The organism is Saccharothrix xinjiangensis (assembly GCF_039527585.1).
GTDB lineage: Bacteria > Actinomycetota > Actinomycetes > Mycobacteriales > Pseudonocardiaceae > Actinosynnema > Actinosynnema xinjiangensis.
Genome location: NZ_BAAAKE010000032.1, coordinates 34,903 through 56,669 on the forward strand (window position 1 = coordinate 34,903; position 21,767 = coordinate 56,669).

12 protein-coding genes are annotated in these 21,767 nt (G+C 73.4%); 7 read left to right on the forward strand and 5 right to left on the reverse strand.

Annotated elements, in window-relative coordinates; all coding sequences use genetic code 11:
• Positions 1-397 precede the first annotated feature (397 nt).
• Positions 398-1,075, forward strand: coding sequence for a hypothetical protein (locus ABD223_RS37890; protein WP_344042096.1), 678 nt, complete (start codon positions 398-400; stop codon positions 1,073-1,075).
• 447 nt (positions 1,076-1,522) lie between these two features.
• Here the strand turns inward: ABD223_RS37890 and ABD223_RS37895 are convergent, their stop codons facing one another.
• The 5 genes from ABD223_RS37895 to ABD223_RS37915 all read right to left on the reverse strand — a co-directional run bounded on the left by ABD223_RS37895 (position 1,523) and on the right by ABD223_RS37915 (position 13,003).
• Positions 1,523-3,037 (reverse strand): MFS transporter, encoded by a 1,515-nt coding sequence (locus tag ABD223_RS37895; RefSeq protein WP_344042098.1) that lies wholly within the window; start codon positions 3,035-3,037, stop codon positions 1,523-1,525.
• Positions 3,034-3,798: a thioesterase II family protein gene (locus tag ABD223_RS37900; protein WP_344042100.1), complete on the reverse strand. Its 765-nt coding sequence runs from the start codon at positions 3,796-3,798 to the stop codon at positions 3,034-3,036. The genes ABD223_RS37895 and ABD223_RS37900 overlap by 4 nt, the downstream gene beginning before the upstream one ends.
• Positions 3,795-11,276 carry an SDR family NAD(P)-dependent oxidoreductase gene (locus ABD223_RS37905; RefSeq protein WP_344042102.1) on the reverse strand — a complete coding sequence of 2,494 codons (7,482 nt, stop codon included), beginning with the start codon at positions 11,274-11,276 and terminating at the stop codon, positions 3,795-3,797. The genes ABD223_RS37900 and ABD223_RS37905 overlap by 4 nt, the downstream gene beginning before the upstream one ends.
• A 963-nt stretch (positions 11,277-12,239) precedes the next feature.
• The gene (locus tag ABD223_RS37910) at positions 12,240-12,413 is read right to left on the reverse strand and encodes a CsbD family protein (protein ID WP_344042104.1); all 174 of its coding nucleotides are present in this window, start codon (positions 12,411-12,413) and stop codon (positions 12,240-12,242) included.
• 182 nt (positions 12,414-12,595) lie between these two features.
• A complete protein-coding gene (locus ABD223_RS37915) occupies positions 12,596-13,003 on the reverse strand; it encodes an Imm32 family immunity protein (protein ID WP_344042107.1) in 408 nt (135 codons plus the stop codon).
• 306 nt (positions 13,004-13,309) lie between these two features.
• On the opposite strand from ABD223_RS37915, the gene ABD223_RS37920 reads away from it, so the two are divergent.
• The 6 genes from ABD223_RS37920 to ABD223_RS37945 all read left to right on the forward strand — a co-directional run bounded on the left by ABD223_RS37920 (position 13,310) and on the right by ABD223_RS37945 (position 21,601).
• On the forward strand, positions 13,310-13,669 hold the full coding sequence (locus ABD223_RS37920; RefSeq protein ID WP_344042109.1) for a nuclear transport factor 2 family protein: 360 nt from the start codon (positions 13,310-13,312) through the stop codon (positions 13,667-13,669).
• Between the two features lie 184 nt (positions 13,670-13,853).
• Positions 13,854-14,018 (forward strand): hypothetical protein, encoded by a 165-nt coding sequence (locus tag ABD223_RS37925; protein WP_344042111.1) that lies wholly within the window; start codon positions 13,854-13,856, stop codon positions 14,016-14,018.
• Between the two features lie 204 nt (positions 14,019-14,222).
• A complete protein-coding gene (locus ABD223_RS37930; protein ID WP_344042113.1) occupies positions 14,223-16,613 on the forward strand; it encodes a glycoside hydrolase domain-containing protein in 2,391 nt (796 codons plus the stop codon).
• Positions 16,614-16,650: 37 nt separating this feature from the next.
• Complete coding sequence (locus ABD223_RS37935; protein WP_344042115.1) at positions 16,651-17,226, forward strand: hypothetical protein; 576 nt, start codon at positions 16,651-16,653, stop codon at positions 17,224-17,226.
• Between the two features lie 31 nt (positions 17,227-17,257).
• Positions 17,258-18,292, forward strand: a complete 1,035-nt coding sequence (locus ABD223_RS37940; protein WP_344042117.1) for a hypothetical protein — start codon at positions 17,258-17,260, stop codon at positions 18,290-18,292.
• Between the two features lie 135 nt (positions 18,293-18,427).
• Positions 18,428-21,601 (forward strand): S8 family serine peptidase, encoded by a 3,174-nt coding sequence (locus ABD223_RS37945; protein ID WP_344042119.1) that lies wholly within the window; start codon positions 18,428-18,430, stop codon positions 21,599-21,601.
• Positions 21,602-21,767: the final 166 nt, after the last annotated feature.

Below are 21,767 nucleotides of genomic sequence, written 5' to 3' on the forward strand. Positions count from 1 at the left end.
CACAAGACGTTCTCGAACGTGGAGTGATCGACGGAAATTCCACGTGAGAAAGCCTCGTGCGGACACGGTGCTCTCATGCGGTTGGCCTATCGCGGTCGACCGGCATTCGGTCCTACGGTGGGGACCGTACGGCCGATGACCGCATGAGTGAGCACGGGGCAGCACGCCTGCCGCGCCACCACCCTGCTGCGGGACGGATACCGGACAACGTGGTTGTGACCGGAACGGCTTCGGTCACGTCGGAAACCGCGTCACTTGTGAATGAACCGCATTTCGTGGTGGTTCCATGACGTCGTGCGGCGCCACCGTGCGATGAACAGAATGCAGGAGGGTATTCGGCATGCGCTTTGCGCGAAGTCTGCGATCGTGGAAATCCGTCGTCGCGGCACTGGTGGGAGTGGGCGCGCTCGTCCTCACGGCGACACCCGCCCTGGCCGCGGGGGACCGGTACGTGAACCTGCACCAGTGCGTCTATTCCAACGGAACCTTCCTCTACACCAACCTGCTGCCCAACACGCCCAACACGCCGTTCAACACCGGGACGAACATCTCCGACACGCGCGACACCGTCGCCAGGTGCGGCCCCGCCGTCGCCGGGTGGTCGCTCAACACCGCCAACGTGTCGGTGCTGTCGCTGGACCGCGTCCGGGGCCGCTACCTGAACCTGCACCAGTGCGTGTACTCCAACGGCAGCTACCTCTACACCAACCTGCTGTCCAACACCCCCAACGCGCCCTTCAACACCGGCACGAACCTCTCCTACGCCAGCGACACCACGGCGAGGTGCGGCCCGGCGGTCGGTGGCTGGTCGCTCAACACCGCCAACGTGGCCGTGCTCTCCCTGGACCTGGCCTCCGACCGGTACCTGAACCTGCACCAGTGCGTCTACTCCAACGGCCGGTTCCTCTACACCAACCTGCTGTCCACCACGCCGAACACGCCGTTCAACACCGGGACGAACATCTCGTCGACGAGTGACACGGTGGCGAAGTGCGGTCCCGCGGGTGGTGGCTGGTCCCTCGACACCCCCAACGTGGCCGCGCTCTCGCTGGACCTGACCCCCGGCACACCCTGACGGACGACGACCCACCTCCGGGTCCTGAGCGAGTCCTGCGCCGACGCCGGGTCGCTGTGGCACCGCACCAGGTGCCACAGCGACCCGGCAGGTCGTTCCCGCCGGCAGGTCTGCTTCCGAGATGCGTGTCCCTGTTGGTCGGTGGTGGTGGTGTTGACTCGCCTTCGCCGGGAGCCGGTGGTGGAGTGGCGTCGCACGGCAGCCTGCGGTTTGTCCTCGATGGCCCGACGGGATCGGGCACGTCGGCGGCGCGGATCTCCAAGCCCGACGATCGACGACGATCAGCCGTGGCGGGGTTCTGACCTCCGAGTTTCCACATCCCGTTCGCGCGGCGGTGTCCGTGCCGGCCTGGAGGACGACGAGGGTCTTCCCATCGCCGAGTCGTCGCCAGGGTCGTCGTAGTGGAGCTTCGCCCCGTCGGCGGGGGAAGAAGTGGCCACTCCGACCTCAACGAGCGGTGTCGTCCTGGTGCGCGGGGGTTCTCGGCCGTGGTCGAGCGGTGGGGGGCAGGAAGCGCCAGACGAGCGCGGCGGCCGCGATGGTGACGGCTGCGGCGACGGTGACGGCGGAGGTCATGCCGTCGATGAAGGCTTCCCGGGCGTCGCCCAGGGAACGGGTCCGCAGCGGCTCGGGCAGGTGCTCGGCCCGCGTCCAGGTGTCCAGGAGCGAGGTGTCGACCGGCAGGTGCGCGGTGGAGGCGGCGGCGAGGATCGAGCCTTGGACCGCGACGCCGAGGCAGGCGCCGATCTGCCGGGTGGTGTCGTTGATCGCCGAGCCCAGCGCGGCCCGGTCCGCCGGCGTCGCGGCCATGACAGTCTCGGTGCCGGCGGTCGCGACGAGGCCCGCGCCGAATCCCGCGACGAGTTGGAACAGCAGCACGTGCGGGTAGCCGGAGTCCGCGTCTGTCGTGGACAGTGCGATGAACGCGGCGCTGACGATTCCCAGCCCGACCAGGATCGGCGGCCTCTCGCCGTGCCGGGAGAGCAGGGGCAGCGCGGCGCCCGCGCCCGCGGTGAGCGCGATGGCCAGCGGCAGGGTGCGCAGCCCGGCCTCCCACGGGCTGTACTCCAGGACCCCTTGCAGGTGCAGGGTGACGACGAACAGCGCGCCGTACAAGCCGAAGGACGTCATCGCCAGGGCGAGGGCGGCCATGCCGAGGCGTGGCCTGCGCAGCAGTGCCGGTGGCAGCATCGGGTGGCGGGCGCGGACCTGCCAGGCGGCGAACGCCGTCAGCAGCACCACGGCCACGACGTAGCCGGCGAGCACGGAGGTGTCGGTCCAGCCACGACCGGGGCTCTCGATGATGGCCCAGACCAGCGCCACCAGGCCCGCCGCGGACAGCACCACACCCAGCGCGTCCACGCGCGTCGCACGCGGCGCGTGCGATTCGGGTACCACCAGCAGCGCGGTGACGATCCCCGCCGCCGCCGCCGGCACGGTGGCCCAGAACCCGGCCCGCCAGGAGAACAGCTCCACCAGCCACCCGCCGACGATCGGTCCGGTCATCCCGCCGACGCCGGCGGCGGCCGCCCACCCGGCGATGGCCCGGCGGCGCAGCGCGGGCTCTGGGAACAGGGTGGTGATGATGGACAGGGTGGCGGGCATCAGCAGCGCCGCGCCGGCTCCCATGCCGCCGCGGGCCGCGATCACCTGCCAGGGCTGCGCGGCGAGCGCACCGCAGGCCGCGGTGGCGCCGCACAGCGCCAGTCCGGTGATGAAGGCCCGTCTGCGGCCGATCCGGTCGGTGACCGCGCCGGTGGCCAGCACCGTGCCGCCCAGGACCAGGGCGTAGCCGTCGACGACCCACTGCACCTGGGACAAGGACGGCGCCAGGTCGCGTTGCAGGTCGGGGATGGCGACGTTGAGCACCGTGAAGTCCATGCCCAGCAGGAACACCCCCGAACAGACCACGACGGCGGCGGCCCAGCGCCGTCCGGCGCCGGTGGTGGACGTGCCGGTCACGAGGCGTGCTCCCCGACTGCCGTGCGCAGGTCCTGGTGCAGCCGGGTGGTCACGGCCTCGGCGTGCGCGACGGGGAAGGTGTGCCCGCCGGGGAACAGTCGGGGGGTTGTCGGGGTGGTGGCCAGGTCGTTCCAGGCGGCGAGTTGGGCGAGGGTGGCGGCCGGGTCGTCGTGGCCGCCGTAGACCGCGAGGTCGCAGTCCAGCGGTGGTTCGTCGTGGTGGCGGTGTTGCAGGAGCAGCAGCAGGTCGCCCACCACGGGCAGGTACGCGGTCGCCAGCCGCGCCGGGTCGTCGAGGGCGTTCGCGCGGAACCCGAGGAGTTCTGCGGCGCCGAGGTGCCCGGCGGCGAGCAGTTCGCCTGCCATCGCGTGGTAGGCGCCCAGTTGGGGTGGGGGGAACCCGGACACGGCCAGCAGCGCCGGCGGGCGGCGGTGGGCGCGTTGCAGCCGGCAGGCGGTGGTGAAGGCCAGCAGGGCGCCGAGGCTGTGGCCGAACAGGGCGAACGGCCGGGGGTCGGCCTGGGCGGTGACGAGGTCGGCCAGGGCCTTGGTGAGGGCACGGGTGTCGGTGGCGCAGGGCTGGTCGACCAGCGGGCCGCGACCGGGCAGCTGCACCGCGCACAACTCGACGTCCTGCGGGAGCACCGAGCACCAGGGCAGGTAGAACTCCGGTCCCAGGCCGGCGGGTGGCAGGCAGTACGCCCGCCACCGGGCATGCGGGCGGTGGGTGAGCACGGCGATCGTGCCGACGACGGCCGTCACCGCGGTCGGGCCTGCGCGGCGGATCGCGGGGCCTGTGCGGCGGGACGTTGGTCGGGGATGTCGCCGTCGCCGGTGGCGGGGGCGTCGGTGCCGGGTGCGGATCGCCCGAGCCGGGAGTGCAGGCGTTGCGCCAGCGCGGTCACGCTGGGCGCGCCGACCATCTCCACCACGGCCACGTGGCAGCCCAGGCTCCGGTTCACCGCGGTGGTGAACTCGGCGGCCATCAGGGAGTCCACGCCGAGCTGGTCCAGCCGGCGGCCCCGGTCGACGCGATCGGGGGTGGTCTGGAGGACCCGGGCGAGGAGCTCGGTCAGGGCGTCCTCGATGAGCGCGTGGGCCTCGGTGTGGTCGGCCTTGGCCAGCGCGTCGCGCAGCCGGTCCGCGGCGGTGTCCTGCTCGGTGGACAGCACCGCGGCGGTGCGCGGGGAGGCGAAGGCGGGCAGGAACCGCGCCATCCGGTCCCAGTGGATGTCGCCGACCACGACGACCTCGGCGTCGGGTCGGTCGAGCAGGTCGTCCAGCTCTCGCAGGGCCTCGGCCACGGGCATCACGTCGAACAGCCTGCCGAGTTCCTCGGTGCGGCCGGTGCGGTGGATGTAGCCGGTGTCGCCGATGCCGCCCCACTGGACGGCCAGGCCGGGCAGCCCGGCCCGGCGGCGGTCGCGGACCAGTGCTTCCAGTGCGGCGTTGGCCGCGACGTAAGGCGCTTGGCGGACGTTGCCGACGCACGAGGCCACCGAGCTGTAGGCGACGAAGAAGTCGAGGTCGCGGTGGCGGGTGAGCCGGTCGAGCAGGTGTCCGGCGGTCAGCTTGGGCGTCAGGACGGCGCGCAGGTGGTCGTCGGTGAGGTCGGTCAGCGGCGCGTCGTGCAGGACCATGGCCGCGTGGACCACGCCGGCGAGCCGTCGACCGGAGGCGTCCAGACCGGCCAGGACGCGGTTGATCGCGGTGGGGTCGGCGGCGTCGGCGGCGTGCGCCTCGACGTGCGCGCCGAGCGCCCGCAGGTCGGCCAGGAGTTCGCCGGCCCCGGGCGCGTCGAGGCCGCGTCGGCTGATCAGGACCAGGTGGCGGGCGCCGCGGGTGGCCAGGTGCCGGGCGGTGGCGGCGCCGAACCCGCCCAGGCCCCCGGTGACCAGGTACGCCGCGTCGGCGTCGAGGTCCCCCCGGACGCGCTGCGCCGTGACGGGGACGGGTTCGTCGAAGGTGATCACGACCTTGCCGGTGTGCCGGGAGTGTTGCAGGCAGGTGAACGCCTCGCGGATGCGCCCGGCCGGGTAGACGCGGTGGGGCAGCGTCCGGTAGGTCCCGGACCGGATCGCCCCGTCCGCCTCCGCCAGGGCCGTCGCCATGTGCTCGGGCTCGGTGAAGGCGGCGGAGAGGTCCACGCCGAACAGCGACAGGTTCTCGGTGAACGGCGCCAGCGGCAGCGAGGTGTCGGCGAGGAAGTCGCGCTTGCCCAGTTCCAGGAACCGGCCGTGCGGCTTGACCACCTCCAAGCCGCGGACCAGGGCTTCGCCGGCGAGGGAGTTGAGCACCACGTCGACGCCCCGGCCGTGGGTGAGGTCACGGACCTGGTCGGCGAAGTGCAGGCTGCGGGAGTCGAGGACGTGTTCCACGCCGAGCAGGTGCAGCAGGTCGCGTTTGGCGGGGGTGCCGGCGGTGGCGATGACGTGGGCGCCGACGTGCCGGGCGTACTGGAGGGCGGCCAGGCCGACGCCGCCGGCCGCGCCGTGCACCAGCACCGTCTCCCCCGCGGACAGGCGTGCGAGGCGGTGCAGGGCGTGGTGCACGGTCAACGCCACCAGCGGCAGGGTCACGGCCTCGGCGCACGTCGTGCCCGCCGGCACCGGCAGGGTCTGCTCGACGGGCGCCGCGACGTGGGAGCCGAAGCACCCCGTCGTCACGCAGACCACCCGGTCGCCGAGGGCCCGACCGGTGACGTCCGCGCCGACGGCGACGACCTCGCCGGCGCACTCGAACCCGATCTCGGCGGTGTCCGCCCGGCGGCGCGGGGGAGCCGGCACCAGGCCGGTGGCGATCATGACGTCGCGGTAGTTCAGCGCGGCGGCCTCGACCGCGACCACCACCTCACCCCGCCCCGGCGTCGGCGGGGCTGTGGTCTGCCAACCCAGGCGGTAGCGGGGGCCGTGGTCGGACAGGGTGAGGGTGTAGGAGCCGCGCGACGGCACGAGCGGGTCGACCGGCGCGTGGAGGCGGGGGACGAACCGCCCGCCCGCGGTGAGCAGGACCTCGTCATCGTCGGACCGCGCCGAGAACTCCCGCGCGAGGTGGCCGGCCAGGGCGTCACCGGTCCCGGTCAGGGCCACCCGCCGCGTGGTCAACCGGGGGTGCTCGTTGGCCAGCGTCCGCGCCGCACCCCACAGGGCCGCCGCGCCCGCGGACAGCACGGGAGCGGTGCCCTGGCGGGCGGGAACCACCACCCACACCGTGACCTCGACGTGCTCGGGCACCTCCGCGGCGGCCAGCGCGCGCAACACCGCGCAGTGCCGCACCGCCTGCTCGGTCACCTCGGCCGACGCGAAACCTTCGGACGTGCCGGCCAGCAGCACGACGTCGACGGGGCCGCGACCCCGCGACAGCAGCGCGGTCCACCGGAGGGCGTCCTCGTCGACGACGACGTGGTGCGCCCGGGTAGCGCCGAGCGCGCTCAGCACCTCCTGCTCGGACACCGGGGGCCTTGCCGCGCCGGGCAGCCGGCCGATCAGCCACCGCCGGGTGCCCGTGGCTGCGGGATCGGGCGCGGTCACCGCGACGGGCGCGGGTCGGTCGCCCCGCGCGGCGAGGAGCACGGAGTGGTCGCCGCAGGTGTCGTCCTCGGTCTGCACGACGTCGCGGAAGCCGCAGCGCGCCAACAACCCCGGCCAGCTCTGCCTCGCGGGCATCGGACCGAGGGGGCGCAGGTCGGGGTCCTCGATCTCCCAGAAGGAGCGCAGCAGGCCGAAGGTCGCCGCCAGCCCGTCGAGGTCGTGGAACTCCAGTGCCAGCAGCTGCCCGCCCTCGGCGAGCAGTTCCCTCACCCGGTGCAGGGTGCGGGTCAGGTCGCGGGTGGCGTGCAGCACGTTGGCGGCGACCACCAGGTCGAACGAGCCGGGGGTGAAGCCCTGCTCGACGGGGTCGGTGTCGAGGTCCAGCACCCGGTGGTCGAGGAAGTCGAAGGCGGCGAAGCGCTCCGCGGCCGCGGGGAAGAACGCGGGGGAGACGTCGGTGTAGGTGTAGCGGGTGCGGTCGGCCGGCAGCAGCGGCAGCAGCGAGGCGGTCACACCGCCGGTGCCGGCACCGACCTCCAGGACCCGCAGCGGCCGGTCGGCGGGCCACTGGGCGACCAGGGCCCGCACCAGCTCGGCGGCCACCCGGTTGTGGTGGCGCAGCAGGCCGGAGCTGTCGTACATGCGGGCGGCCAGGGTGTCGGGCTCGGCGAACAGCAGGTCCAGCGGATCGCGCTCCCCGCGGAGCACGGCCGCCAGGTGCCGCCCGCACACACCGTGGGCCAGGTGTGCGGTGGCCTCCTGCGGGTGGTCGGCCAGCACGGCCCGGAACACCTCGTGCGCCCTCGGTCCCGCGCCCCACGTCCAGCGCTGCTCACCGATGGCGGTGAGCAGGCCGTGCCGCGCGGCCAGGTCGATCAGGACTGCCAGCACCCGGTGGTGCTCGGGCAGCACACCGGCTTCGGCCAGGGCGGGGATCGTGACGTCGGTGCGGTCGGGCAGCAGGTCCCGCAGGGCTGCTGCGGTGAAGTGCGACACCATCTCCCGCGTGCGCAGGCGCAGTTCGGCGAAGGTATCGGGTTGCCACCGCTCGCTCAGCGCGGCGAGGGCCGGCTTGGCGGCGGCCATCACGGCGGGCGGCGCGGGCAGCGGGCTGGGGGCGGCGGGTGTGCCGGGCAGTGGAGCCGCCCGGAGGGTTTCCACCAGCCACGTCCGGGCAGTCGGGCGGGTGCCGGCGAAGAGGCGGGCCCGGCACCCCGACAGTTCCAACGCCACGGTGCCGTCGGGATCGGTGATCACGAGGTCCCACCGGACCTCTCGGTGGTCGGCGGTGAGGAGCCGCACGTGGGCGAGCCCGGTGGCGGGCATCGCCTGCCAGCAGCGGACCGCGTCGAACCCCACGGGCAGGTATGCCACGGGATCGGCGGTGCGGCAGGCCAGGAGCAGCGCCGCCTGCAACGCGCCGTCCAGCAGGGTGGGGTGCGCCTGGTGCCGGGCGTCGGGCTCGACTGCGGTGGTGTACTCGGCCAGTACCTCGTCGTCCCCGGCGCGCAACCGCGTCACGGTCCGGAACGCCGGTCCGTAGGGCAACCCGGCTCGGGCGCAGTTCGCGTAGTGCTCCTCGGCGGTGATGGTCCGTGACAGGCGCGCGGTGACCGCCGGCACGTCCAGCGCGGGCGGCCGTCCGGCGAACGACCGGCGGACCCGGCCGCGGACGTGGTCGGTCCAGTCCCCGTGGTCCCCGGTGCGGGAGGACACCGTCAGGCCCGCGTCCCGGCCGACCGCGGTGTGCAGGTGGACCGGGTCGCCCGGATCGTCCCGGTCGCCCCACGGCAGGGACAGCGCCCGCTCGATCGCCACGCGGACCAGCTCCACCGGTCCGTCGAACAGCTCCCGACCGGCGGCCAGCGCCAGGTCCAGGTGCCCCGCGGCGGGCATCACCACGGCGTCGCCTACCCGGTGGTCGGCCAGCCAGCCCAGCCGGTCCGGGTCGAGGGCGTGGGACCACACCGGGTCCGGGCCGGGGTGCCGGTCGCCCAGCAGCGGGTTGGACCGGTGCCGGACGTCCCGCACCGGTCCCTCCAACCACCAGTCCGGGTGGCCGTTCCAGTGCCGCTCGCGCTGCCAGGGCAGGGCGGGCAGGTCCACCACCCGACCGGGGCGGGGGAAGGACGCGGTCCAGTCCACGTCCGCGCCGACGGCCACCAGCCTGGCCCGCGCGGCGTCCAGCGCCGCGGTCCCGGCCACCGCGCGGGTCGTGGTGGGCACGATCGCCACCGGCTCGGCGCACTCGGCCGTGACGCGGCGCAGGTAAGCGCCCAGGACCGGGTGTGGGCCGATCTCCACCAGCACGTCGCACCCCTGCCGCCGAACCAGCGCGGTGACCGCGTCGGCGAACAGCACCGGCCGGCGGACGTTGCGCCACCAGTACTCGGCGTCCAGCCCCGCACCGTCGACCACCTCGCCGGTGACCGCGGACACCAGGGCGATCCGGCAATCCCGGGGTTCCGCCCCGGACAGGGCGGTCACCAGGTCGTCGCGCAGCGCGTCCATCACGGGGCTGTGGAACGGGTAGTCCAACTCCAGGTCGCGGAAGAACACCCCGCGTTCCCGCGCGGCCTCGGCCAAGGCCCCCAAGGCGTCGGCCGCACCGGACACGGTGACGTCACGCGGGCTGTTCACCGCGGCGACCCACACCTTCCCGGCGCACCCCGTCTCCGCCAGCAGGAGTTCGACGCCCGGGGCGTCCAGGCCGATCGCGGCCATCCGCCCGGTGCCGGCGGCGGCGGCCTGGGCGCGGCTGCGCTCGGCGACCACCCGGCACGCGGCGGCCCGGTCCAGCGCCCCGGCGCAGTAGGCGGCGGCCACCTCGCCCACGCTGTGCCCGGTCACCGCCGCCGGCGTGACACCCCGCGCCGCCAGGGCCGCGACCAACCCCGCCTGCACCACGAACAGCAGCGGCTGCGCGACCTCGGTGAGCTCCCACCGCCCGGGGTCGGGCGTGGCGAGTTCGGCGGACACCGACCACCCCAGCAACGGGGTCAGCACCTCGTCCAAGAGGACGACCTCGGCGCGGAACGCGGCGTCCTCCGCGAGCAGCTCGCGGCCCATCCCGGCCCACTGCGAGCCGTTGCCGTCGAAGACGAAACCGATGCGCCCCCGGGCGACCGCCTCCGCGGCGGCCCCGTCGAGGACCGCGTCCCCGTCGGCCAGCGCCCGCAGCGCCGAAGCGGCCTGCCCGGGGTCGGTCGCCAGCGCCGCGATGCGCTGCCCGTGCCTGCCCCGCCGCCGGCACGAGGTGTACGCGACGTCGTAGAAGCGGGCCGGCTCGGTCCGCTCCAGCAGGTCCGCCCACCGCCGAGCCGCCTCGGTCAGCGCTTCGGCGGTGTGGGCCGTGACGAGGACCGGCAAGGCGCCGTGGGCCACGATGTCCGAAGCGGGCACCGGGGGCGCGTCCGTGAGCACCAGGTGGGCGTTGACCCCGCCGAACCCGAACCCGCTGACCCCGACCACCGCCGGTCCGTCACCCGAGGACAACGGCGACGAGCAGCTGACCGGGCACAGCCCCAGACCGGTGAAGTCGATCTCCGCGCGAGGTTCGTCGAGGTGCAGTGTCGCGGGGATCCGTCGCTCGCGCAGCACCAGCACCGCCTTGAGCAGGCCCGGTATCCCCGCGGCGGCCTCCAGGTGGCCCAGGTTGGACTTCACCGACCCGATCGGCAGCGGACCGGCGCCGTTGCGCCGCCGTCCCAGCGCCTGGCCCAGGGCCGTGCACTCGGCCGGGTCGCCGGCCTGGGTGCCGGTGCCGTGCGCCTCGACGTAGGCCACCTCCTCGGGCGCGACGCCCGCCTCCGCGTACACCCGTTCCAGCAGGTCGGCCTGTGCCCGTGGGTTGGGCAGCGCCAACCCGCCGGTGCGGCCGTCGGTGTTGGTGCCGCTCGCCCTGATCACCGCGTGCACCCGGTCGCCGTCGGCCAGCGCCGCCGCCAACGGCTTGAGCACCAGCACCCCGGCGCCCTCGGCGCGCACGAAGCCGTCCGCGCGGGCGGAGAACGGCCGGCACCGCCCGGTCGGCGACAGCATCGACGCCTGCGAGAACCCGATGAACCCCGACGGGCTCAGCAGCACGTTCACCCCGCCGGCCAACGCCAGACCGCCGCGCCCCGACCGCAGCACCTCGCACGCCCGGTGCACCGCCACCAACGCCGACGAACAGGCCGTGTCCACCGCCGCCGACTCGCCGTGCAGGTCCAACGCGTACGACACGCGGTTGGCCGCGTTGCAGGACGCCATCCCGCTCAACGAGTACGGGTTGATCGAACGCGACCGCTGCATCTGCAGGTCGCCGTAATCGTGCGAAGACACCCCGATCAGCACGGCGGTGTCGCCGCCCGCCAGGTCCGCCGCGGCGATCCCGGCGTCGTCCAACGCCTCCACCGCGCACTCCAACACCAGGCGTTGCTGGGGGTCGATCCGCGAGGCCTCCTTCGGCGAGATCCCGAAGAACCGCGCGTCGAACCCGGCGACGTCGTCCAGGAAGCCACCCGCCGCCGTGTACGACTTCCCCGGCCGCGCACCACCCCCGGACACGAACCCCGCGCTGTCGAACCGGTCCTCGGGCACCGTCCCCACCAGGTCCCGGCCGCCGTCCAGCACCTCCCACAACCCGTCCAGCGACCGCACGCCACCGGGCAGCCGACACCCCACCCCCACGATCGCCACCGCGGACGAATCCCGGACAGCGTCGAACATCGACATGCACACCTCATCGCGATGGGGACCTGAACGGAGTGAATGTAATCGGATCTCTCGCACTGAGTGCACATGAAGTCACTCGATGTAGTGACACGGTGGAGTCGTTCGCCCGGCATGGAGAAGCCGGACAGTGGTCACATCGCGGAAGAAGTCCACGGACGGTCCACCGAATCACGCATCGGCAGCCCTGACCCCGGCGAACCCGAGGTCGGCGACTGGTAGTCACTCATCCCCTCTGGCCCATGGCCTACCGGCCACCGCCTTGGCCGTGGACACCACCACCGCCACGAGCGCGTTCGCCACGTCGATGTCCGTGCCGATGGACACCGCCTAAAGGCGGGTCGCGCGTAGGAGGTTGCCGTCCGGGTCGATCAGCACCACTCGGGTCCGGCTCCGCCACCGGGAATCGCGCGTGCGGCCGGGCCTGGTCACTTGCCTGCCGGCGAGCGGATGTCGATCCGGGCCGCAGGATGAACTCGGCAGGCGGCAACCGGGGGATCAACCTCGGTGGGCGCCGTGCGGTGATCCGGTGCCGGGACACCGGATCACCGTGTGCGTGTCCTGGGCGGACCAGCCGCCGTCGAACTCAAGCGACTCGGCACGGAGTCGCCATCCGTCTTCTTCGATTCCTCTTCTGAACCGAAAGAACCGCAGGCCATGGAAGAGCCTGCGGCGATTCCCTGCGTGACCATCGCACTGATCAGGGAGGTGTCAATGCCCTCGCCGCCCTCCAAGAGGACACGGGACTTGAGAAGGTCGACCCATCGGCAGTTCGCTCACCGGCCGCCTCGGCGGATGCCGCGCACAGCCCCGATGATCTCTATGAAGGCGAGTCGGGGGTCGTCTCGGTCAGGCGGTGCGGGGGAGGTTTTCGTCGCGGTATCGGCGATGCGCGTGTCCGCACTGCGGACAGCGGTAGGGCCGGGCGATCCACTCGCCCGGCCTTTACCCGCGTGGAGGTCAGCTCTTGAACGCGTCCTTGACCTTTTCGGCTGCCTGCTTGAGGTTGCCCTTGGCCTGGTCACCCTTGCCTTCGGCTTCCAGGTCGCGGTCGTCGGTGGCGTCGCCGACCGTCTCCTTGACCTTGCCCTTGAGTTCGTCGGCCTTGGCGTCGAACTTGTCGTCGGTGCTCATACTCGCGAGTTCCCTGCCGCCGAGGTGCCGAAACCAGTCGAGCGGCAGCGATGCAGACCACATCGGCGAGCCCGCGTCCCGGGCCTCATGCCCCGTCGCCGGGCCAGTCCAGCGCACACGCCTTCCGGCCCCGGACGTCCGCTAAGCCTCCACAGGGGCAAGCGAACACCGTCGACCCACCATCAGCCCTGCTCGGCTGTCGTGGGTTCCAACACCACCACCGGAGCGGAGTCCGGCGAGAGGTAGAAGTGATCGGGGAAGTAGTCGATGTGCGCGTGCTCGCCGACCGTCCCGTCCTCGGCCAAGCCGAGGACATTGCGCGCGAGCACGCTGAACGCCGACCGCTCTCCGCTGATCGTCAACGTGGATCGGTCGACGTCGGAGGTGACCACCACCTTGCCGCTGGGCGCGGTGACGATGTCGACGGCTCCCCGTGCGAGGTCGTAGGGCGCGGGGTCGCCCGACCGGTCGAGCGCGAACCACCCGGTTCCCGCGTCGATGGCGTGGCCGAGTTCGGCCGGCGCGTCGCGGTCACCGCTCACTTTGATCTCATTGGTCCCGGGTGCGCACAGCACTCGCAACTCGGTCATGGAATGTCACCTGGCCAGGGGGTCGACAGGTCGATTGTCCGTGGGCCGGCATGCAGGGTCGGGGGTGCGCATCGGCTGTCGCCCGCGGAGCGGGAGGTGCCGGCGTCGAGCGTGGTCGCGGCGCTCGAGTCCGGGCTGGTCGAGGGCTATGAGCAGGCGGCGGTGACGTGTTCCGGGGATGTCGTCGATGAGCAGGGCCTCGGGTCGTCGCGATCAAGGGATGGCTGACCCGCGCCGATGCGCCCTAGGCTGACCGGGCCGACCGCCGCACCCGACAGGTGCGCCTGCGCCGAGGGGACTTCGCCGATGAGCCGGGACTTCGTCCAGCGGGTGTTCGAGATCGTCGACGCGCGCGACGCCGCCGGGTTCGCCGCGCTGTTCGCACCGGACGGCCGCATCGTCTTCGGCAACGGGGCGCCGATGACCGGGCCGGACGAGGTCGAGGTGGGTGTCCGGGCGTTCTTCGGCACGATCGCCGGCCTGGCCCATCGGGTCGAGCGCGAGTGGCAGGTCGGCGACGACACGGTCATCGACCTCGTGGTCACCTACCGACGGCTCGACGGCGGCGAGGTCGTCGTGCCCGCCGCGGTGATCTGGACGCGCGACGCGGATGGCCTGTTCCGGGACTACCGCGTCTACTTCGACCTCGCGCCGCTGTACGCCTGAACCGCCCGGCGATCACTGGACCGCGCCCAAGCCGCCAAGACGCCTCGCACCGTGCGGCGCGACGCGGATCATGGGGGTGAGAACCCGTGCCGGGGGGTATGCCGAGGACTGCGGCCGCGGAGGTGGATCGGCGCGAGTCGGGGAAGGGCCGGAGGCCCTCGGGAGAGGAATCGAGGTCGCCGACATGACCGAGCGGAGCGGGGACGAGAGGGCCCGAGGGTCGGAGGGTGGCGAGCCCGCGGACGACGGCACCGGTGCGAGCGCCGGTATCAGCCGCAGGGACGAGGCGAAGCCCGCCGCCGAGCAGGAGGAAGCCCCCGGCGAGCCCGATTGGTCGCTGCCGGCCTGAGGGGATGAGGCCGGGGCCGACGCCGAGGGCGTCGGGGCACCCGCGCACCGCGACCCCGGCCGGGCCGGAGCCTCGGAAGTCCGGGAACAGGTCGACGATCCGCCCCGGGCGGCGCTCCGACGACCTCCGGCCCGGGAAATCCGGTCGCACCCGGCGTGTTCGAACGGCTACTCTCCGGTTGTCCCTTGGCCGGAAGGTGCATCAGTGGATCCCCAGGTACTAGCTGCGCAGCACTGGCTCAACCAGACCTACGGCGGCGTCAACGGCTGGGTTCCCCTCGACGAGAACGGGCAGACCGGCTGGCCCGTGATGTACGGCCTGCGCCGCGGGTTGCAGCACGAACTCGGCATCTCGCCGGTGACGTCGGGCTTCGGCCCGACCACCACGGCGGCGTACAAGGCGCAGGTCGGCCAGATCAACGGCGGCACCACCAGGGAGAGCCTGCTGCGGCTGCTCGGCGCGGCCCTGTGGTGCAAGGGCTACCCCGGCTTCTACGACGGCGCCCCGATCAACTGGACGACCCTCAGCACGTCGGTCGGCTGGGTCCGCGACGACCTCGGGCTCGGCTCGGCCAACCCGCACGTCGACGTGAAGCTGATGGCCTCGCTGCTGACGATGGACGCCTACGTCCAGCTCGGCTCGGGCACCAGCGCGATCCGCGACGTCCAGCGCTGGCTGAACGCGACGTACCTCAACCGCGCCGACTTCGCGATCGTGCCGTGCGACGGCATCTACGGCCGCCAGGTGCAGACCGCCGTGCTGTACGGCCTCCAGTACGAGATCGGCATGGCCGACGGCGTCGCGAACGGCAACTTCGGTCCCGGCACCCGCGACGGCATCCGCAACCACGCCGGCGTCGCGCAGGGCTCCGTGGACGGCGCGAAGCGGTTCGTCCGGCTCTACCAGGCCGTACTGCGCTTCAACCGCTACGACGCCCCGTTCAACGGCACCTTCGACGGTGCGACGGCCGACCACACCCGCCTCTTCCAGTCGTTCATGGAGCTCCCGGTCACCGGCGGCGGGAACTACAGCACCTGGTGCGCGCTGCTGGTCTCGTCGGGTGACACCGGCATCCCGACCAGGGGTTTCGACACCAACAAGCAGCTCACCGCCGCCGAGGCGCGTGGAGCCGTGCAGGCCGGCTACACGACGGTGGGGCGCTACACCGTCGGCGCGAACAAGTTCATCACCGCCGGCGAGCTGGACGGACTGCGCGCGGCGGGCCTCAGGCTGCTGCCGATCCACCAGCGCTTCAACGACTCACCCGACGTGATGACCCGGGCGAACGGCCGCACCCACGGCATCGAGGCGATCGAGCGGTGCCTGACCCTCGGCCTGCCGACCGACAGCCTGGTCTTCTTCGCGGTCGACTTCGACGCGCTCGGCGAGGCCATCCGCGGTCCGGTCGCCGACTACTTCAAGGGCGTCGCCGACGCGTTCGAGACCTCGCTGACCGCCGACCTGAAGGTCGGCATCTACGGCACCCGGAACGTCTGCTCGATCATCATCGACGAGGAGGAGCTCGCCGAGGCCGCCTTCGTCGCGGGCATGTCCACCGGCTTCTCCGGCAACATGGGCTTCCCGATGCCGGCCCAGTGGCACTACAACCAGATCGTCGAGATCCAGACCCAGTTCCCCGGCAGCGACCGGACCATCGGGATCGACAAGGACGTCGTGTCGGTCAAGGCGAGGCCGGTCGACCTCGGCTCGGTGGTCTCGCCGCCGGTCGAGCGGGACGACTCGCCGACCGCCACCGGCTTCGACGCGTTCTTCGAGTGGCTGGTCCGCGCCGAGGTGGCCTGCGAACGAGGGCTGGTCCAGTCGAGCACCCTGTTCAACAACCTCAAGCCGTTCGCCGTGTTGATCCCCGACTACGTCGCGCACTGGTTGCAGCGACCCGCGTACTGGGGGGAAGGCGACGGCGCCCTCTGGCCGACGTACACGCCGACCGCCGACCAGGGCAGCACCGCGGTGCTCGCCAGGATGGCCGCCGAGGAGGAACTCGGGCGGCTCAGCCCGGACAAGCCCGTCTCCAACCGGGACGTCGCGCACTACGCGGCGACGATGCGCGGCTACCTGACCTGGGGAATCCCGTCGGCGGGGAACGACTACGGCTTCGGCGACCTCGGCGGCTGGCCGCTGGACCTGCTCCAGGTCTGGGGCTCGTACGCCCGGGCGCGGAAGGCGAACCCCGGGCTCGACCAGCGGCAGTACCTGACGGAGCGGATCGGCGTGGCGGGTGGCGGCGGCGGTTTCGACTGGAGCGACGTGGTGGCGGACTGCGACGCGTACCTCGTCGCCCGTTCGGTGAAGGAGAACAACCGCCTGTCGATGTCCGGCGCGCTCCGCGGCCTGCTCAAGCTCACCGACAGGCAGCGGGTGGCCAAGTTCTACGACGACCGGTTCGGGCAGTCGGAGGGCAACGTGGTCGACGCGTTCGGCAAACTGGCCGACGGCATCGACGTCGGGGGGATCAACTTCCCGATCACCAACGGCCTGCTGCTCCGGGCCGCCAACGCGGAAGCACTGCCCAACGCGGCCGAAGCGCGCATCTGCGGCGAGGTGTTCGCACGACTGATGGCCGACCAGGGGTGACGTGGTGGCTGTCCGTGCGACCGGGGACGATCACGTGATGACCAAGATCCGCACAGCGGCGGGGGTGGCGGTAGGGGTCGTCGCGGTGGCGGGGCTGGCGGTGTTCGGCTTCGCGTCACTCGGCCTGCACTCCGCGCTGCCCCACGTCGACCCGCGCCCGGGGGACACCACCTACCCCGGCGGGCTCGACTGGCAGTGGTTCTGGTGCGTGGTCCTGACCTCCTCGACGATCGCCGCCACCGCCGGTCTGCCGGTCGGCGGGGTGCGGTCCGGTCGCGGGTCGGCGGGGACCGCCGTCCTCCAGGGGATCGGCGGCGCGGCGGTGGCCGGCTGGGTCGTCGTGGTCGGCCAGGTCATGGGCGTGCCCTACTTCGGTCCCGACGACCGCTGCGCGTACCCGTCCTGCTGGCCGTCGGACGAGCAAACCGTCGCCTTCGTGGTGCCCGGGGTGCTGACCGGGCTGGTGATGATCACCATGGCGTTGCTGGTCAACCGGTTGCCGTGGTGGATCAGGGCGCTGACCCCGGTCGTGGTGTGGGTGGCCGCCCTGCTGGTCCAGTACGCCGTCTGGACCTCCTACCTGTTGCCCATCTTCGAGGGGTCGCCGCGATGACGCCCCTCGCCCTTCCGGAAGAAGGCAGCCGATGACCTCCACCGACGGCCCGCAGCGCCGCACCGTCCTGGCTGCCGCCCTCGCCGGTACCGCGGTGTTCGCGGTACCCGTGCTCCAGCCCGCCCGGGCTGCCGCCGCCACCCCGTCCGGACCGGGGCTGACCGCCCTGGAGGGGCAGCGGGCCACCCGGCTGGTCCACGCCCCCGACGGCTCGTGCTCACAGGTCCCGGCACAACTCGGCGCGCTGGTGACCGTCGGTCCCGCCGGGGCGCCGGCTGGAACCGCTGTCACCTTCACCTACGACGAGCGCTTGTACTCCGCCGCGCCCCGGGCCTTCCTGACCGGTGGCGGGCGCCTGATCCCGGTCGAGAGCCGACCGGCGGCCACCACCGCCGCTCACGGCAGGCAGCTCGACCTGCTCCTGCCCGAACTCGGTCCGGGCAGCTACGGCGTCCACGCGGGCGGACTCGTGCCTGCCCGCTTCCCGGCCGACCTGGTCGCCGATCCGCTGCCGACCGTCGTGCGGGTGTCCGAGCCCGGTCGAGCAGCCGTGGTGAGGACGCTCAGCGCGCCGGCGGCCAAGGCGGAACTGCCGTGGGGCGCCCAGCTGGGCGCCGGCTGGCAGCAGACCCGGTGGAGCGATCGGTACCACGCGTGGCACCCCGCGATCATCACCGTTCACTCGGTCGGGCCGGGTGCGATCCCGGCGGGCGCGGGCATCCGGGTCACGCTGGACCGGAGGGTGTTCGGGTCGGTGGCGATCACGGCCGCCTCCGACCCCGCGGGCCGGAAGGTCGACGGGGCGGACCGCCGCACGACGGCGGCGGGGCGCCCGGTGGCGACGTGGACCGCGCACGCGCCTGTTGCCGCGGGCGCCAGGATCACCCTCACCTGCGGCGCCGGGGTGCGCTCGCTGACCGGCCCGCTCGATGACGTCGAGGCGCCGCTGATCGAGTTCCTGCCGGGCGGGTCCGGCGGTCCGCAGCGCTCGACCGGTCAGGAGTCGATCACCCGGGTGGATGACGTGTACTCCGCGGCCACCCGGGCGCGGTACGGGCCCGGCTGACGCCCACCTCGCCACGACCGTCACCGACACGGGCACACCCCACGTCCTCCGGACGGCGGCCACCCGTCGCTGCCCACCTCTGCCACTCGGGAGGAAACCGTGCGAAGACCCGGAACACACCGATTGTGGCTCGTCTTGCTGGCCTGGGGATTGGCCGCCCCGACGGCGACCACCGCCCGGGCCGCGCCCGAACCGCCCGCCACCTCCACCGCGGCCACCTCCACCGCGGCCACCTCCACCTCCGTCACCCTCGTCACCGGCGACCGCGTCCGGTTCGACGGGCGAGAGGTCGTCTCGATCACCCCGGCGCCCGGCCGGGAGAACACCCCCTTCCGAACGTTCCACCGCGCCGGACGACTGCACGTGGTCCCCCTCGACGCCGCCGCGCCACTCGCCGCGGGCCGGCTCGACCTCCGCCTGTTCGACGTCACCGGGCTCGCCGAGGCGGGCTACGACGACGCGCGCCGCGACACCGTGCCGCTGATCGTGTCGGGCGTCCGCCCGGCAGCACCCGCTCTTTGGGTCACCGGTGACCTGCCCGCCGCGACGTTCACCGCACAGGTGGCCAAGTCCGGCGCCGCCACCGCGTTCCGCTCCCTGGTGGACGACCCGGGCGTCACCAAGGTGTGGCTGGACGGCCTGCGCCGCACCGGCCTCGACCACAGCACGGCCCGGATCGGCGCGCCCACCGCCTGGGCGGCCGGCCACACCGGCGCGGGCGTCGTGGTCGCGGTGCTGGACACCGGCGTCGACGACACCCACCCCGACCTGGCGGGCCAGGTCGCCGGCCGGGCGGACTTCACCGAGCAGGCCGGTTCCGCCGATCCCGTCGGCCACGGCACGCACGTCGCCGCGACCATCGCGTCCACCCACCCGCGGTACCGGGGTGTCGCGCCCGGCGCGCGGATCCTCGACGGCAAGGTGTGCACGCTGCGCGGTTGCGCCGAGTCCGCGGTCCTGCGGGGCGCGCAGTGGGCCGTCGACCAGGGCGCGGACGTCGTCAACCTGAGCCTCGGCGGCCCCGACACCCCCGACGTCGACCCCCTCGAAGCGGCGGTCGACCGGCTCTCCGCCGAGACCGGCGCGCTGTTCGTGGTGGCGGCGGGCAACTCCGGCGGACCCGGCACGGTCAGCTCGCCGAGCACCGCCGACGCGGCGCTCAGCGTCGGGGCGGTCGACCGGGCCGACGCGATCGCCGAGTTCTCCAGCCGCGGCCCGCGGCCCGGTGACCGCGGCGTCAAACCCGACCTCACCGCGCCCGGCGTGGGGATCGTCGCCGCCAGGTCGCGCGACGGCGTGATCGGGACCCCCGTCGACGACGCGCACGTCGCCCTCTCCGGCACGTCGATGGCCACGCCGCACGCGGCCGGCGCCGCCGCGCTGCTCGCCGAGCAGCACCCGGACTGGACGGGCGCGCAGCTCAAGGCCGCGCTCGTGGCCTCCGCGCGGCACAACCCGGCGGCGACCGCGTTCGAGCAGGGCGCCGGCCGGGTCGACGCGGCCCGCGCGATCACCACCGACGTCACCGCCGACCCGGTCAGCCTGGCGCTGGGCGTCCAGTTCTGGCCGCACGACGACGACACCCCCGTGGCGCGCACCCACACCTACCGCAACACCGGCCCGAACCCGGTCACCCTCGACCTGGCGGTCGAGGCCACCGGGCCAGACGGCGGCACCGCACCGGCCGGGCTGTTCTCGGTGCACCCCACCCGGATCACCGTCCCGCCGGGCGGCACCGCGCAGGCCACCGTCACCGGCGACACCCGGGGCGTTCCCACCCACGGCACCTACACCGGCGCGGTCGTCGCGTCGAACGGCCTGCGCACCCCGCTGTCCATCGAGCACGAGCCCGAGCGCTACGAGGTCACGACCCGGTACACCGACGACCGCGGCGCGCCGACCGACGCGGCGTCCAGCGTGCTCTCCGGGATCGACGAGGACTTCTTCGCGTTCCTGCCGCCCGTCGGCGGTGTGGCGAAGACCAGGCTGCCCCCGGGTGACTACGTCCTGGAGAACGTGGTCGTGACGGACGGGGAAAGGCTGGCCGTCCTGCCGCAGCCGCTGCTGCGGGTCACCGGGGACACCACCGTCGAGGTCGACGCCCGGCGCGCCGAGCCGGTCGCCGTGACGCCGCCGGAACCAGGCGCCGAGGAGGTCTTCGGCCAGATCGTGCTGCACCGCAGGCTCCGGGACCGCTGGGCCGACTTCGGCATCATGCTCCCGGGTGGCTTCCGCGCCGCCGTGTCGCTGGCGCCACTGGGCCCCACCCCGCCCCGCGACGAGCTGACCACCATCATCGGCGCGCAGTCCAGGGGCGCCCCGGTCCGCGACACCCCGGTGAACTACCGGCTGGTGTACGTCGAGCGCGGCGAGGTGCCGACCGGTTTCACCAGGGCACCGGGCAAGCGGCAGCTCGCCGAGGTGACGCAGCGCGCCGCGCCCGGCGGTCCCGACGTCCGGTACCCCTACATCGGCGTCCCGCTGGTGGTCGGCGGTGGTTCCGGGGCCGGCTCCGGGACGCAGTTCGGTCCGAACGGCGAGTCGATCGACTACGTCACCACCCAGGACGTGGCGTGGCGGTGGATGGTCGACCAGGTGAACGGCACCCGGTACGTCGGCAACCAGGTCCACCCCTGGCGCACCTACCACGCCGGCCGCGACTACCGGCACCGGTACTTCCGGCCGGTGCTGGGTCCCGCGTTCTCCCCGGTCGGCTCCCCGGCGAGCCGCACCGGGGACCGGGTCGACGTCTCCACGGCGCTGTGGGGCGACCGGGATGGCAACCTGGGCGTGTACTCCTTCGCCTCGTCCCGCCTGACCCTGCACCGCAACGGCGTGCAGGTCGGCGAGAGCGACTACCCGGGCAACGGGCAGTTCACCGTGCCGCCCGGTCCGGCCGACTTCCGGTTGGCGGCCGAGGTCACCGCCGAGCCCGGTGCGACGGAGCTGAGCACCGAGGTCTCCGCCGCCTGGACGTTCCGCTCGGGCACCGCCGAGGCCACCACGCCCCTGCCGCTGACCGTGGTGCGGTTCCGGCCGGACCTGGACGAGTCGGGAGGCGCGCCGGCGCACCGGCTGCTGCGGGTCCCGCTGGAGGTCCGGCGGCTCGGGGACGCCGAGGTGCGGCGGTTGACCGCGGAGGTGTCGTTCGACGACGGCGCGACCTGGTCACGGGTCCCCGTGGCCGGCCGTGCCGCCCTGATCCGCAATGGAGCCGAGGGCTTCGCGTCGCTGCGGGTCGAGGGCGCCGACCGCGACGGCAACTCGTTCCGGCAGACCGTGATCCGGGCCTACCGGGTCACCGGGTGACGGGTGTCGTCGGCAGGACCGGCGGGTCCTGCCGACGACACCACCGGGTCGAGCACGCGGCCGCCCGCCGGCTGCGGCGTGCTCGACCCGGTGACCGAGCAGCGCGGCGCTCGCCCCCAGCTGTCCCGGTCTCGCCATGTGGTCCGTACCCCGAGGTCCGGCACTG